Source organism: Mycobacterium sp. DL99, from assembly GCF_004762045.1.
GTDB lineage: Bacteria > Actinomycetota > Actinomycetes > Mycobacteriales > Mycobacteriaceae > Mycobacterium.
Map to the genome: position 1 here is coordinate 1,056,046 of NZ_SJOM01000007.1, position 13,511 is coordinate 1,069,556.

14 protein-coding genes are annotated in these 13,511 nt (G+C 65.4%); 6 read left to right on the top strand and 8 right to left on the bottom strand.

Annotated elements, in window-relative coordinates; genetic code table 11:
* The first annotated feature begins 4 nt into the window (after nt 1-4).
* Together EYZ64_RS05205 and EYZ64_RS05210 are read left to right on the top strand one after the other, a co-directional pair.
* A complete protein-coding gene (locus EYZ64_RS05205) occupies nt 5-448 on the top strand; it encodes a carboxymuconolactone decarboxylase family protein (protein ID WP_039325318.1) in 444 nt (147 codons plus the stop codon).
* On the top strand, nt 438-1,664 hold the full coding sequence (locus EYZ64_RS05210) for a hypothetical protein (RefSeq protein ID WP_135452426.1): 1,227 nt from the start codon (nt 438-440) through the stop codon (nt 1,662-1,664). The genes EYZ64_RS05205 and EYZ64_RS05210 overlap by 11 nt, the downstream gene beginning before the upstream one ends.
* A gap of 66 nt (nt 1,665-1,730) precedes the next feature.
* Here the strand turns inward: EYZ64_RS05210 and EYZ64_RS05215 are convergent, their stop codons facing one another.
* The 4 genes from EYZ64_RS05215 to EYZ64_RS05230 all read right to left on the bottom strand — a co-directional run bounded on the left by EYZ64_RS05215 (nt 1,731) and on the right by EYZ64_RS05230 (nt 4,621).
* Nucleotides 1,731-2,183 (bottom strand): hypothetical protein, encoded by a 453-nt coding sequence (locus tag EYZ64_RS05215; RefSeq protein ID WP_286174632.1) that lies wholly within the window; start codon nt 2,181-2,183, stop codon nt 1,731-1,733.
* A 27-nt stretch (nt 2,184-2,210) separates the two neighbouring features.
* Nucleotides 2,211-2,921, bottom strand: coding sequence for a sensor domain-containing protein (locus EYZ64_RS05220; RefSeq protein WP_135452428.1), 711 nt, complete (start codon nt 2,919-2,921; stop codon nt 2,211-2,213).
* 10 nt (nt 2,922-2,931) lie between these two features.
* Nucleotides 2,932-3,291, bottom strand: a complete 360-nt coding sequence (locus EYZ64_RS05225; RefSeq protein ID WP_135452430.1) for a hypothetical protein — start codon at nt 3,289-3,291, stop codon at nt 2,932-2,934.
* 100 nt (nt 3,292-3,391) lie between these two features.
* On the bottom strand, nt 3,392-4,621 hold the full coding sequence (locus EYZ64_RS05230; protein ID WP_135452432.1) for a DUF6973 domain-containing protein: 1,230 nt from the start codon (nt 4,619-4,621) through the stop codon (nt 3,392-3,394).
* Nucleotides 4,622-4,732: 111 nt separating this feature from the next.
* On the opposite strand from EYZ64_RS05230, the gene EYZ64_RS05235 reads away from it, so the two are divergent.
* Nucleotides 4,733-5,428: a M15 family metallopeptidase gene (locus EYZ64_RS05235; RefSeq protein WP_135452435.1), complete on the top strand. Its 696-nt coding sequence runs from the start codon at nt 4,733-4,735 to the stop codon at nt 5,426-5,428.
* A gap of 14 nt (nt 5,429-5,442) precedes the next feature.
* On the opposite strand, the gene EYZ64_RS05240 is transcribed toward EYZ64_RS05235, so the two are convergent.
* Entirely contained in the window at nt 5,443-6,072 is a 630-nt protein-coding gene (locus tag EYZ64_RS05240) for a TetR/AcrR family transcriptional regulator (protein ID WP_135452437.1), read from the bottom strand.
* A gap of 49 nt (nt 6,073-6,121) precedes the next feature.
* Complete coding sequence (locus tag EYZ64_RS05245) at nt 6,122-7,348, bottom strand: cytochrome P450 (RefSeq protein WP_210115624.1); 1,227 nt, start codon at nt 7,346-7,348, stop codon at nt 6,122-6,124.
* Between the two features lie 109 nt (nt 7,349-7,457).
* Between EYZ64_RS05245 and purD the strand changes: the two genes are divergently transcribed.
* Nucleotides 7,458-8,726 carry a phosphoribosylamine--glycine ligase gene (purD, locus tag EYZ64_RS05250; RefSeq protein WP_135452440.1) on the top strand — a complete coding sequence of 423 codons (1,269 nt, stop codon included), beginning with the start codon at nt 7,458-7,460 and terminating at the stop codon, nt 8,724-8,726.
* On the opposite strand, the gene EYZ64_RS05255 is transcribed toward purD, so the two are convergent.
* Nucleotides 8,723-9,556 carry an alpha/beta hydrolase gene (locus tag EYZ64_RS05255; RefSeq protein ID WP_135459825.1) on the bottom strand — a complete coding sequence of 278 codons (834 nt, stop codon included), beginning with the start codon at nt 9,554-9,556 and terminating at the stop codon, nt 8,723-8,725. The genes purD and EYZ64_RS05255 overlap by 4 nt on opposite strands.
* A 125-nt stretch (nt 9,557-9,681) precedes the next feature.
* On the opposite strand from EYZ64_RS05255, the gene EYZ64_RS05260 reads away from it, so the two are divergent.
* Both EYZ64_RS05260 and EYZ64_RS05265 read left to right on the top strand, forming a co-directional pair.
* Nucleotides 9,682-10,320 carry a TetR/AcrR family transcriptional regulator gene (locus tag EYZ64_RS05260; protein ID WP_135452442.1) on the top strand — a complete coding sequence of 213 codons (639 nt, stop codon included), beginning with the start codon at nt 9,682-9,684 and terminating at the stop codon, nt 10,318-10,320.
* Nucleotides 10,321-10,330: 10 nt separating this feature from the next.
* Nucleotides 10,331-11,770 (top strand): APC family permease, encoded by a 1,440-nt coding sequence (locus tag EYZ64_RS05265; RefSeq protein ID WP_135452445.1) that lies wholly within the window; start codon nt 10,331-10,333, stop codon nt 11,768-11,770.
* Here EYZ64_RS05265 and relZ read toward each other — a convergent pair.
* On the bottom strand, nt 11,767-13,497 hold the full coding sequence (relZ, locus tag EYZ64_RS05270) for a bifunctional ribonuclease/(p)ppGpp synthase (protein ID WP_135452447.1): 1,731 nt from the start codon (nt 13,495-13,497) through the stop codon (nt 11,767-11,769). The two genes, EYZ64_RS05265 and relZ, sit on opposite strands and share 4 nt — an antisense overlap.
* Between the last annotated feature and the right edge of the window lie 14 nt (nt 13,498-13,511).

Genomic DNA, 13,511 nt, shown 5'->3' on the forward strand with positions numbered 1-13,511 from the left:
TTCGATGGACGAGTTGCGCGCCAAGGGCCTGGCCAAGATGAACGAGGTCTACGGCTGGGAGATGCCGAACATCGAAGGAGATCCGTACTTCGATCTGACCGTCGACCACCTGTTCGGCACCATCTGGACCAAGCCCGGACTGTCGATGCGTGAGAAGCGGCTGATGACGTTGTCCGCGGTGACCGCCGTCGGCTCGCAGGATCTCGCCGAGATCCAGGTGAACGCCGCGCTGCTCAACGGTGAGTTCACCGAGGAAGAGCTCAAGGACATCGCCATCTTCCTCACCCAGTATCTGGGCTTCCCGCTCGGGTCCGGGCTCAACGGAACCGTGTCCAAGGTTGTGGCCAAGCGCCGCAAGGCCGCCGAGAAGGGGCTTGATGAGGACCGGCGCGCCAATGTGAACGCCGCGGTCAAGATGAACACCGGGAGCGAGCTCGATGACAAGTAGGTATGCCTCGCTGACCCGCGATGAGCTGGTCAAGCTGGTACCTGAGCTGCTGCTCATGGGCCAGATGATCGACCGCTCCGGGATGGCCTGGTGCATCAGCAATTTCGGCCGACCGGAAATGCTGCAGATCGCTATCGAGGAGTGGGCGGCGTCCAGCCCGATCTACACCAGGCGGATGCAGAAGGCGCTCAAGTACGAGGGCGTCGACGTCATCACCATCTTCAAGGGCTTGCAGCTCGACATCGGCGCCCCGCCGCAGTTCATGGATTTCCGCTACACGGTTCATGACCGCTGGCACGGCGAGTTCCACCTCGATCACTGCGGTGCGCTGCTCGACGTCGAGCCGATGGGCGAGGATTACGTGCGTGGCATGTGCCACGACATCGAGGACCCGACCTTCGATGCCACCGCGCTGGCCACCAACCGCAAATGCCAGGTGCGTCCCATCCACCGGCCGCCCCGGACCCCCGCTGACCGGCAGCCACACTGCGCCTGGACCGTCATCATCGACGAGTCCTATCCGGAGGTCGATGACATCCCGACGCTCGAGGTGATCGGCCGGACCCGGGCTGCTCAAACGGTTCTGGACCCGATCGATCCTTCCGATGAGGGGGCGTCCGACTATTCGGGGCCGCTGCTGTCGGACTTCGACTTCGCGGCGTTCTCGCACTCGGCGCTGGTCCGCATCGCCGACGAGGTGTGCCTGCAGATGCACCTGCTGAACCTGTCGTTCATTCTCGCGGTGGGTGCCCGGGCTGGGGCGAACACCGAACTGGCCACCGAGATCTGCACCAAGCAGCTGATCGGCGTGGCCGGACTGGGCGCCGAGCGTATTCACCGTGCGCTCGATCTGCCCGGCGGCATCGAGGGGGCTATGCGGGTCCTCGAGCTGCATCCGTTGTTCAATCCCTCGGCGTACATCGATGCCGAGTTCGGTCCGGACACGGTGTCGGTGCGGCGCTCGCCGGCGCACGAGGACGGGTCCTGGGTGGCGCTGACCGGGCCGGCCGAGACCCGGCCGCTGCAGGCTGTCGTCGCCGCCGTCAACCCGCATCTGTCCGTCGAGGTTATCGGATCGGATGCGGAATGGACCGCTCGGGTGATCGAAACCGAGACCGCGGCAAAGGAATTCGATGAGGTCGCGGTGACGAAGTTCAGCGGTGGCGCGTCGTTCGTGTTCGAACCGCGGAAGTCGTTGCCGTTGACCGTGGTGTAAGTGGATCGCCGCGCTAGCCGAGCGATACGGTCTGCAACTGCGATATCACATGCGATATCGCAGTTGTCAGGGCAGCGTCAGCGTCAGGTAGCCGCCACCCTCCGGTCGCAGCACCACGTCGGTCGGCCAGGTCACCCGGAAGTTCTCACCGCGTAGGTAGTCGCCGCTGATTCCGGCGGCCTTGACCGGTTTTCCGTTGAGTTCGAAGATCAGCAGGCTGGCTTTCGAGTTGTAGAAGCGGTCCTTGATTACGGGTGCGCCAACGGTCTTTTCGATGAATTTCCGTTCGGAGTTTTCGTGGAACAGGTGCACCTCGTCCCAATCCCAGCTGGTGAACTCGTTGAGTCGGCCTGTCTTCTTCTCGTGCAGAAGGCTTTCCAGGCCGTCGTTGAGCTTCTGGTCGTTGTAGTCGATATCCATTGACTGCCTCATCGCCTGTCTGGCCAGATCGCAGCCGGTCAGGGAGGCGCAGAGCAAGAGGGCGATCAGCATCGCCCGCGCCAATTTTGACCTCAGCATGGGAGTCCGACTATCGCGTTCGCCACCTCAACCCCGTTCCGCCTGTTCGAGACGGTCGAGTATCTCCAGAGCGACCCGCTCGCTGTCTGGTAGGCCGAGGGCGCTCGAGTTGATCAGCGCAGTACCGGTGAGCCGGTACGCGCTGTAGGCCCCGTCGGCGTGTTCACTGTTGAGTAGCAGGGTATTTGGGTCGGGGCTGTCCGCCGTGCGGCGGTAGTACCCGGTACCCGTCTTGATGCAGCCGGGTACCGCCGTTGTGAGCCGGTCAAATGTTTCCTGTGCGGTCGCCGCGTCCGGGTAGACGGCAATTGTCTGGCGGACATCCGCCATGATGGGGAGCGTCGGCGCGTCAATCAGCGTGGCATAGCCGACGGTGCGGAACTGTTTCCAGTCAGTGCCAAAGACTGCGGGCGGGTCGAACACTGGACGACACGTTTCAGGTGTGTTCGGGACCGCAGACGGGGCGGTAGCCGCCAGTTCCAGTACTTCATGAAATCCGGCGACCCCAGAGATACTTCGTACTTCTTCGACGGAGAGCACAGCTGGCGCAACATCACTCGGTGCCGGCGACGGTGATGTCGACGAGACCGTGGTGCAGGCTGCGGCCAGCAGTGTGAGGCCACAGAAGACAACTGCGAAAGTGCGGTTCGCCGCGGTCGCTTTCTCTGACCTGACATGCCACGGGGCGGGCGGCGCAGGGCATGCCACTCCCGAGTCCGGCCGGCTCTGGTGTTTCATCGCATGGCAGCTAGCCGGCAGGCACAGTCAGTGTGAGATATCCGCCACCTTGCGGATCCAGCACCGCATCGGCCGGGAAGCTGACGCGGTAGTTGTCACCCCTCAGGAAGTCTCCGGGAATGCCGACGGCTTTGACCGGCTGCCCGCCGTCCTCGAAGACGAGCAGACTGGCCTTCGACTCAAAGAAGTCACTTTGGATGACCGGCGCGCCAACGGTTTCCTCGATGAACTCGCGCTCAGTGTATTCGTGGAACAGGTGGACTTCGTCCCAGTCCCACGAGGTGAATTCGCGGAGTTTTGCCTTCGCGTTGGTCTCGACAAGATGGGCCAGCCCTTTATTCATACGCTGATCGTTGTAGTCGACGTCCATCGATTGCCTCATCGCTTGCTGTATCAGTCCGCAACTTGTCAGGAGAATGCACAGAATCAATACGCTGAGTGCAGTACGCATCGGCGACAACGTTGCCACGTCAATACCCTCCCGCGGATGTCCCATAGCCTCCCGGCTCGCCTGGGTCATAAACTCCACCAGGGCCTGCGCCGGTCGGATTCGGTGCCTGCCCCGGAATGGTTGACTTCGACGTCGTGCCTGCCCCGCCCTCGGGGACGGTATCGCTCCAAGCCAGTCTTTCGCCACCACTGTTCGGTGCAACCACGACCGTGTCTCCTCTGTTCACTGCTTGTTCGACCAGGTTTGCCAACTGCGCGGGGGTGGCATTCAGGTTGGCCCTGGCGATATCTCTACCGATTTGGTTGTTGTACAAGTCCATGGCTTCCGCGGTCGAGGGGTTGCTGGGGAGTCGCTCGTGAGCCGTCGCGAAGTCCTGTGTCCATTCTTCGCCAAATCGTTGTGTCATCAGAGCGTTCCAATATGCATGCCGGAACGCATCGGTGTGATTGTCGGCCGTATCGTTGGGGCCGTTTTGCGGGGGAAAGCGGGCTTTGGCTTCAGCCTCTGCTGCTTTCTTGGTCTGGTTCAGATCCCAGAGAGCTGCCGGGCTGAGGTTTTCCAACATCCGCGCTTCTGTAGCGGTGACATGCATGGGCTTGGTAGCCAAGTTGTACGGCCAACCAGGCTCCCAGTCGAGTGCTCCGTCCGGGTCCTCGTCGACCTGGTACTTGCGCTTGATCTCGTCGAGTGGATCTACCGGCGGTGGATCACCCTCAGGAAAGCCTCCTAGCTGTGCCGGCTTTCCTTCTTTGTCGCCTTCTGCTGCGATCGCGTCGTATTCCTTGCGGATGCCCTCGATGCGTCGACCGATCTCATTCATCTCTCCGGTCGATTGCGTGATGACGTCGCTGATCTGGCCGATGCCCTTGCTGGCGAGGATCGCCCGCATGATGTCGCCGGTCTTGCCGGGCGGGATAGACGCGTCCATGCTGCTCACCCAACTCTGGGTTTGCTCAAGATTCTGCCGGCCGGCGCTGACCACCCCGGCTGCCCGGCTGACTTCGGCCGCCATGCGCTGATCGAGATCCGCGAGCTTGCCGTAGACGGCGGCATGCTGCGCGTTCTTTGCCGCGTAGGCCTGTGAGGCCGTGCCCTGCCATCGGTCGTCGGGCGCTGCGGACTCGATCGTGGATTGCATCTGGCGAAGCTGTGCGCTGCCGTCGAACGCCTCGCCCGTCGGCGGAACGCCCTCGCCGAACGTGGTGCGCGCCTGCGACCACGTCGTGTAGAAGGTGTCGAGTGCCCCCACAGCTCACCCCCGGCTGGATCGAGAAATCCAGTCTAATTCCGGGCAGAGGGCCGCTCGGACGCCAATTTCCCGGCCACCGATTTGCCAGTTTCGCGATCTAGAGTCGCGGGGGTGGGCATCGCAACCGTCCGCGTATGTGCCCTCGTGGTGGGCCTGTTCACCGGGTGCACGGTGGCGTGTGCCGGCGGTGCACCGGACGCGGTGCCGGTGCCGGGGACTGTCGCCACCGCGCCGCAGAATCCGCAGCCGGAGCAACCCGCGCGCGTTCAGCCGGTGGACGCGACCGTGCTGGGTGCCGCCTGGCGGCCGGGATGCCCGGTGCTGCCTACTGAGCTTCGCCGAATCGCCCTGTCGTACATCGGCTTTGATGGCCGTTCGCATCGCGGTGAGTTGGTGGTAAACCGTGACGTGGTCAGCGAGGTCATCGAGATCTTCGGGGACCTGTACTCGGCGCGATTCCCGATCGAGAAGATGCGCACGGTGGACCACTATCCCGGCGCTGCCGATGAGCTGTCGATGGAGGACAACAACACTTCGGCGTTCAATTGCCGGCCGTTGCCGAGTGGATCGTGGTCATTGCACGCCTACGGTCGTGCGGTCGACATCAACCCGCTGGTCAACCCGTACATCTCGGCTTCCGGTGACTTGCAGCCGGTCACCGCGCGCGCGTACCTGGACCGCACCCGTACCGATCAGGGGATGATCCGCGACGGTGACGTAGTGGTGCGGGCCTTCGCCGAGCGCGGCTGGGGGTGGGGTGGGCATTGGCGTGACCCGGTCGACTACCAGCATTTCGAACGGCCCTGACGCTCCGTGCCGGTTCAGACCCCCTTCGAGGGCCTCTCGGATGCCACGTGTCCGCTCGCCACCGCCGAGCCGACCCAGCGCGTCAGGTAGCTGCGCAGGGCCGCTCCGGTGCGCGGAGGCCGGCCCGGGTCGATGACGAACGACTGGATGATCCGCAGTACGTGCTCGGCGAGCTCGTCGAGTTCGGCGTCGGTGTACCCGAGCTCAGCCCAGTCGACATCCATCTTGTGCAGCATGGCGCGGGCAAAGTCGACCGCCACATCCGAGGTCACCGACTCGGTGTGGGCGTTCGCGCGTCCGGGAGCCACGAGCAAACCGATGTGCTTGTCCTGGGGCAGCCACGCCAGCGAGGTCGCGATGGACTCGGTGACCGCCTCCACCGGATCGGTCATGCCCTTGATGTGGGCGGCCAACCGGTCCAGGAAGTCGCCGGCCGCATGGACCGCGGCCGCCACCAGCAGGGCGTCGGTGCTCGGGAAATAGCGGTACACGGTCTGGCGGGTGACGCCGAGGGTGCGGGCCACATCGGCGATCGAGAAGTCCGCTCCCCGCTCATCGATCGCCTTCCCGGCCGCGGCCAGGATGCGGGCAATCGCCTCGTCGTCGGTGGCCGGCGCCGAGCCGGACCACCCGTGCGTTCGCATGGGCGAATCCTAGAACAACGAATGAAGCACGCTGCTGGTCAACCAGCGGTCAACGGTGGTAGGAGACCGGCAGGTCCTTGACGCCGTTGATCCATCCGGACCGCAGGCGTTGTGGCTCACCGAGTTTGGCGATGTCGGGGATCTGATCGGCGATCTCGTTGAACATCAGCTTGATCTCCATCCGTGCCAGGTTGGCGCCGATGCAGTAGTGCGCGCCGTTGCCGCCGAAAGCCAGGTGCGGGTTGGGATTGCGCAGGATGTCGAAGGTGAAGGGCGACTCGAAGACTTCTTCGTCGTAGTTGGCCGAGCTGTAGAACAGGCCGACGCGCTGCCCGGCTTTCACCGTCACATCGCCGATCTGGGTGTCGACCAGGGCGGTGCGCTGGAAGCAGTGCACCGGGGTGGCCCAGCGGATGATCTCGTCGACCGCGGTCTCCGGGCGTTCGCGCTTGAAAAGCTCCCACTGGTCCGGGTTTTCGAGGAATGCGTTCATGCCGTGCGTCATGGCATTGCGGGTGGTCTCGTTGCCGGCCACGGCCAGCAGGATCACGAAGAACGCGAATTCCACCTCGCCGAGCGAGTCTCCGTCGACGTCGGCCTGCACGAGTCGGGTCACGATGTCGTCGGCCGGGCACTGCCGGCGCTGCTCGGCCATGGTGTAGGCGTAGCCCATCAGTTCGGCGTTGGCCATCGTCGGATCGGCGTCGAAATCCGGATCGTCGGTGTTCATGATGGCGTTCGTCCAGTGGAAGAGCTTCTCGCGGTCTTCCTCGGGCACGCCGATCAGGTCCGCGATGGCCAGCAGCGGCAGGCTCATCGCGATGTCATCGACGAAATTGCCGCTGTCCTTCTTGGCCGCCGCCGCCACGATGTCGCGGGCCGCCACCGCCAGCTTCTCTTCCAGGGCTGCCACCGAACGCGGCGTGAACAGACGCGACACCAGCTTGCGCAGTCGGGTGTGCTCGGGCGCGTCGTGGTTGATCAGCAGCGCCTTGGTGAGGTCGAGTTGTTCGGAGGTCACCCCTTCGGGCAGGCGCATGACGGCGCCCTTGGCGTTGGTCGACCACACCGCACCGCCGTCGCGGGAGATGGTCTTGATGTCCTCGTGGCGGGTGATCACCCAGTAGCCGCCGTCATTGAAGATCGATTCATCCTGCTCGTTCCACCACACCGGCGCGGTCTTGCGCAGTTCGGCGAACTCGCGCACCGGGATTCCGCGGAGCAGGACATCGGGATCGGTGAAGTCGTAGCCGGCGCCGAACGGGCAAGCACTCATGGTGGTCAAGCCGGATCATCTCCTCGTGTGACGGCGAGCACATTTCTGCTGTCGACCATACACTGTGGCGTCAAGTGTATGCCCACAGGTTTCCCGCTACGCTACGACCGTGCGCGTCCTCGTTATCGGATCCGGTGCCCGTGAACACGCCCTGCTGCTGGCCCTGCGCCGCGACCCGCAGGTCGACGAGTTGGCGGTGGCGCCCGGCAACGCCGGTACCCAGTCCATCGCCGATCAGTACGACGTCGACATCACCTCCGGCGAGGCCGTGGTGAAACTTGCCGAGCGCCTGGAAAGCGACCTCGTGGTGATCGGCCCGGAAGTCCCGCTGGTGCTCGGCGTGGCCGACGCCGTGCGGGCCGCCGGCATCGCCTGCTTCGGCGCCAGCAAGGACGCTGCCCGCATTGAGGGCTCGAAGGCATTCGCGAAGGACGTCATGGCCGCAGCCGGGGTGCGTACCGCGAGCAGTGAGATCGTCGACAACCCGGCCCACCTCGACGCCGCGCTGGACCGCTTCGGCCCGCCTGCCGGTCAGGCCGCCTGGGTGGTCAAGGACGACGGTCTGGCCGCCGGTAAGGGCGTGGTGGTCAGCGCCGATCGCGACGCCGCCCGGGCGCATGCCGCCAGCCTGCTCGACTCGGGGCACCCGGTGCTGCTGGAGTCGTTCCTCGACGGCCCCGAGGTGTCACTGTTCTGCGTGGTCGACGGCGCCACCGTCGTGCCGTTGCTGCCGGCGCAAGACTTCAAGCGGGTCGGCGACGGAGACACCGGGCCGAACACCGGTGGCATGGGTGCCTACGCCCCGTTGCCCTGGTTGCCGGATTCGGTGAAGAACCAGATCGTCGACGAGGTCGTCAAACCCGTTGCCGCAGAACTGGTTGCGCGGGGCAGCTCGTTCTCGGGTCTGCTCTACGCCGGCTTGGCGATCACATCGAACGGCCCGGCTGTGGTCGAGTTCAACTGCCGCTTCGGTGACCCGGAAACGCAATCTGTTCTGGCCCTGCTTGATTCGCCACTTGGTCAGCTGCTGAACGCCGCGGCCACCGGCGAACTCGCCGCATTCGGTGACCTGCAGTGGCAAGACGGCTACGCCGTGACGGTCGTGGTGGCCGCGGAGAATTACCCGGGCCGGCCGCGCGTCGGCGACGTCATTCATGGATCGGAAGCCGACGGGGTGCTGCACGCCGGCACCGCGCGCCGCGAGGACGGCGAGGTGGTGTCCTCGGGCGGCCGGGCGCTCTCGGTGGTCGGCACCGGAGCGGACCTGCCCGCCGCGCGCGATGCGGCATACGCGCTCGCCAAGTTGATCCGGTTGCCGGGTAGCCACTTCCGCACCGATATCGGTCTGGCCGCCGCTGAAGGGCGGATCACGCTCTAGGCGACGAGTAGCGGTGCCATCCAAGCGATCTCGGCGGGCAGCTGCGAACTCCAGAAGCTGCCGTCATGCCCGCCGGGGGAGAAGCCGCCGGCCGGGGGATTGGGCAGCTCGGCGATGAACTGCTTGGTGGCCGAATGGAACGGATCACTGTTGCCGCAATCGATCCGGATCGGGATCGATCCCAGCGCGGGCTGGGCCCAGACACTGTTGGCGGCGTAATCGGCTGCGCTGTCGAAGGCGCCGGGTGCAGCGGCTCCCGATGACGTCCAGAGCGCCGGGCTGACTGCGCAGATCGCCGCGGTGCGTGCCGGCCCGAGCCGGGCACCCAGCAGCAGCGCACCGTAGCCGCCCATGGACCAGCCCAGGAATCCCACCCGCGAGGTGTCCAGGCCCTGATCGGCCAGCATCGGGATCAGCTCGTCGAGGACCATCGCGCCCGAGTCCTCACCGGATGCTCGTTTGTGCCAATAGCTTCCGCCGCCGTCGACCGCGACCACGGCGAACGGCGGCAGCCCGGCCGCCACCGCCTCGGCCAAGCCCTGTTCGACTCCGCCGGCCATCACGCCGGCGGCATCCTGCCCTTTGCCGTGCAGGGCGATCACCGGCCGGAGTTTGCCGGTCTGTCCTGGCGGCCGCGCGATGGCCCAGTTGGTGCTCGTCCCGCCACGCGCCGACGATTCGAACGAGCCGCTGGTGAACGTCGGGGCGGGCGCGGGGCCGGCCGATGAGACAGGGGCAGAGGCGAGGGCTACAGCACCGGCGGCGCCGGCAGCCGCACCGACGCCGAGGCGCAGGACTGCGCGACGGGTCAAGTTGGGCATGCGGGCCATCTTGCCATCGCCCGACAATGGCATCGGCCAGTGGCATTGTTGCGGTGGTAATTACGGCCGGGAAAACCTGAGTAGAGCCTGATGATTGGCCGAAAGCCCGATGTGGAGGGTGCCCGGCTGGCACGATGCTAAAGGTGACGGCAGCGGTCACTCCTAAAGGGGAGCGTCGGCGGTACGCCCTCGTCAGGGCGGCCGCTGAGTTGCTCTGTGAGGGCGGTTTCGACGCCGTCCGGCACCGGGCCGTGGCGCGTCGTGCCGGCCTCCCGCTGGCCTCCACGACGTACTACTTCTCCTCACTCGACGACCTCATCGCGAAGGCTGTCGAGTACATCGGAACCCGGGAAGCCGAACATCTCAGCGCCGGTGTGGCCGCGCTCTCACGGCGGCGTCGCGGTGCCGAATCGACCGCCGACGTCCTTGTCGATCTGTTGCTCGGGGAATCCACGGAGCGTCGCGGAATCGAGGAACTGATCTCGCGCTACGAGCGCTACATCGCCTGTGCCCGGCAGCCCGGGCTGCGCGACATTCAACGCCGCATCTTGCAGCAGCGCACCGACGCCGTGGTCGAGGTGGTGGAACGCTCAGGCCGCTCGGTGCGCGCCGAACTGGTCACCGCGCTGGTGTGCGCCGTCGACGGGGCCGTTGTGGCATCGTTGGTCGACGAAGGGGAGGGGCCCAGGGCCAGCGCCCGCGCCACACTGATCGACGTCATCGACGTGCTGGCGCCCGTCGACGAACGGGCGGGTACGCGTCTGACCGGCTGAAGGAGGGGGAATGTCGCAACCCGCAACCTCGAAGGAGCCACAGCTCAAGCGGGTGATGGGGCCCGGACTGTTATTACTGTTCGTAGTCGGCGACATCCTCGGCACGGGCGTCTATGCGCTGACCGGGCAAGTCGCCAAGGAGGTCGGCGGCGCCGCGTGGCTTCCGTTCCTTGCGGCGTTCCTGATCGCCACCATCACCGCGTTCAGCTACCTCGAACTGGTCACCAAGTACCCTCAGGCAGCCGGTGCTGCTCTGTACGCGCACAAGGCTTTTGGCGTCCAGTTCGTCACCTTCCTGGTGGCGTTTATTGTGATGTGTTCCGGAATCACCTCGGCCTCAACGGCTTCGCGCTTCTTCGCGGCGAGCTTCTTCAAAGGCCTTGAGGTCAACTTCGACTACACCCCCAGTTGGGAGAAGCTCGGCATCATCGCGTTCGCATTGTTCTTCATGGCCATGATCGCCGTGGTGAACCTCCGTGGGGTCAGCGAAAGCGTCAAGCTCAACGTGTTTCTCACATTCGTCGAGATCACCGGCCTGCTTCTGGTGATCCTGGTCGGGCTGTGGGCCTTCACCGGTGGCAGCGCCGAAGTCGACTTCGGCCGGGTCGTCGCATTCGAGACTCCCGATGGCAAGAACGCGTTTCTCGCCGTCACCGCCGCCACGTCCCTGGCGTTCTTCGCGATGGTGGGCTTCGAAGACTCGGTCAACATGGCTGAGGAGACAAAGGATCCGGTACGGATCTTCCCCAAGGTGCTGCTGTCGGGTCTGGGTATCGCGGGACTGGTCTACGTACTCGTCTCGGTCATCGCGGTCGCGCTGGTGCCGGTGGGGACACTGGCCGCCAGCAAGTCCCCGTTGGTCGAGGTGGTTCACGCCGGTGCGCCCGGCCTGCCGATCGACAACATCCTGCCGTTCATCTCGATGTTCGCGGTGTCCAACACCGCGTTGATCAACATGCTGATGGCCAGCCGCCTCATCTACGGGATGTCGCGCCAGCACGTGCTTCCTCCGGTGCTGGGTGTCGTGCATCCGCGGCGCCACACCCCTTGGGTGGCAATCACGTTCACGACATTGCTGGCGTTCTGCCTGATCTTCTACGTGTCGACCTTCGCCAGCGAGGACGCCATCGCGGTGCTGGGCGGTACCACGTCGCTGCTGTTGCTCGCGGTGTTCGCCATGGTCAACGTGGCGGTCCTGGTGCTGCGTCGCGATGTGCGAAAAGAGGGCGGGCACTTCAAGACTCCGACTGCGCTACCCGTCATCGGATTCGTGGCCTCGCTCTATCTGGTGCTGCCCACCTCCGGACGACCGTCCGAGCAGTACATCCTGGCACTGGCACTCGTCGTCACCGGCATCGTCCTGTTCGGCATCACCATGCTGATCAACCGGCAACTCGGCATTCGTGGGGCAGGCATCACCGACCCGACCCACCTCGGCGACGCGCCCTAGGAATCTTTACGCAGCTTTTCAATCCGGTTCTGCAGCAGAGCGATCCGGTGCGCGTTCCCATCCAGCTCGATGTAGCGGTCGTCGAAGACGGCCAACAACGCGTCGTCCAGGCGGCGGACCGCGCCCGGCGGGTAGCGGTAGTCCATCAGCCGGTTGATCTCGTCGGTGTCCACCGAATCCAGCACGCCCGTCAGCGCATCCAGCGAGGTGATGCCGAGCTCGAGCAACAACCCCGAGATCCAGCTGTAGTGGTCCGTGCGCGACCAGCCGGCATCGGGGAAGCGGTTGCCCAGGTAGGTGGCCAGCACCGGGGTGGCGATGCGCGCGTCCGAGGAAGACGCTGCGAACCCCGGGAAATCGGTCTCTTCCTCGGTCATGGTCAGCCGCAGCCGTTCCCGGATCTCGGTGAACTCGCGGTCGGCCAACTCCAGAAGCCCGGCCGCCAACGTGAACCGGCGGTCCAGTTCGCTGACGTGTTCGGCTGGGATCGAACCCTTGTATCGCACGTCATGCTCGAACTCGGCCCACGCGTGCTGCAGCACGGTACGTACCTGGATGGACGCCGGATACTGCTCGCCTTCGACCCCGAACAGTAGATGCCGGCTCGCATACCCCCACCGGCCCTGACGGGCGGTCTGCAGACCCATGTCCTGGTCGTCGAGCAGCCGCATCTCCTCGGCCAGCAGGTTGGCCACCGCGTCGACATCCTCACGCAGATAGGTGATGACGCGCAGGCCCACCTGATCGGTGATCTCCACCAGCGGATCGGTGTACATCCGCGTGCCGTCGACCGCGCGCCGGTTGGCTTTCTCGGCGAACGAGTCGACGCTCTTGGTGCGGGCCGTGATGCTCAGGTAGTTGATGCCCGCCTCGTCGAGCAGCCCGGTCACCCGCTTGAGGTACTGGTCGGTGGCGGCCACCAGATCCGGGCGCCGGGCAGCGTATTCGGCCACAGCCGTCGAGGGTGCCTCCTCGCGGGCCGGTGCCGGGCGCGGTCGGGAGAGTCGATCAGCGGGCAGGGACGGCGTGACGATGTAGCCCGACGCGAAGTCGCCGTAGATCGTCACGTCCTCGGGCCGGTGATACCAATACAGCGCGATGTAGGCGCAGAGCATGGCGTCGACGGGGTCCTCGTCACGGTCGAGCTGGCCCGGCCGGGTGGCCGCCTCGATCCGCTTGCGCAGTTCGACCCAGCTGACATTGCGGTTCGCCCGCAGCCTCGGCGTTGCCGTGTCGAGCTCCTCGATGCACGTCATCAACCTCAGCAGTTCGCGCTGACGGTCGCCGAACGCGCCGCGCTTGTACTTCAGCGTCTTGTCGAGCCCGAACAGGACGACGCTCGCCGGGTGCGGATAGACCTCGATCGCGCGACGGTTCGACAGCGACGACGGATCCATGTCCAGGCCCAGCAACGACGCGATACGCGCCCCACGCGGATGCTTGAATTCGGGTCGCTCGGTGAACGCTGGGCGTGCCCCGGCGTCGAACCGCTGGAAGTCCCGGTTGAGATCCCGCTCGCACGGCCGGTGGCCCGTCGGGTTCTTCACGATGAGGGGCGCATCGATGGCGACCAGGCAGTCGCCGCTGACATAGGGCTCTATGGCCGCCGCGATGTCGTCGTCGTCCTGCGCCACGCCGACGTGTAGGACCCGCCCACCGGAGTCGATGGCAGCCACACCCGTCTGGTTCTTCTCGCCCCACGCGAGGTCGAGTCCGACGAAGTACATCCGTCCACTGTCTC

Coding starts and splice junctions, on each gene's coding strand:
- EYZ64_RS05205 (WP_039325318.1), top strand. CDS start 5: ATGGACGAGTTGCGCGCCAAGGGCCTGGCCAAGATGAACGAGGTCTAC.
- EYZ64_RS05210 (WP_135452426.1), top strand. CDS start 438: ATGACAAGTAGGTATGCCTCGCTGACCCGCGATGAGCTGGTCAAGCTG.
- EYZ64_RS05215 (WP_286174632.1), bottom strand. CDS start 2,183: ATGCTGAGGTCAAAATTGGCGCGGGCGATGCTGATCGCCCTCTTGCTC.
- EYZ64_RS05220 (WP_135452428.1), bottom strand. CDS start 2,921: ATGAAACACCAGAGCCGGCCGGACTCGGGAGTGGCATGCCCTGCGCCG.
- EYZ64_RS05225 (WP_135452430.1), bottom strand. CDS start 3,291: ATGGACGTCGACTACAACGATCAGCGTATGAATAAAGGGCTGGCCCAT.
- EYZ64_RS05240 (WP_135452437.1), bottom strand. CDS start 6,072: ATGCGAACGCACGGGTGGTCCGGCTCGGCGCCGGCCACCGACGACGAG.
- EYZ64_RS05245 (WP_210115624.1), bottom strand. CDS start 7,348: ATGAGTGCTTGCCCGTTCGGCGCCGGCTACGACTTCACCGATCCCGAT.
- EYZ64_RS05255 (WP_135459825.1), bottom strand. CDS start 9,556: ATGGCCCGCATGCCCAACTTGACCCGTCGCGCAGTCCTGCGCCTCGGC.
- EYZ64_RS05260 (WP_135452442.1), top strand. CDS start 9,682: ATGCTAAAGGTGACGGCAGCGGTCACTCCTAAAGGGGAGCGTCGGCGG.
- EYZ64_RS05265 (WP_135452445.1), top strand. CDS start 10,331: ATGTCGCAACCCGCAACCTCGAAGGAGCCACAGCTCAAGCGGGTGATG.
- relZ (WP_135452447.1), bottom strand. CDS start 13,497: ATGTACTTCGTCGGACTCGACCTCGCGTGGGGCGAGAAGAACCAGACG.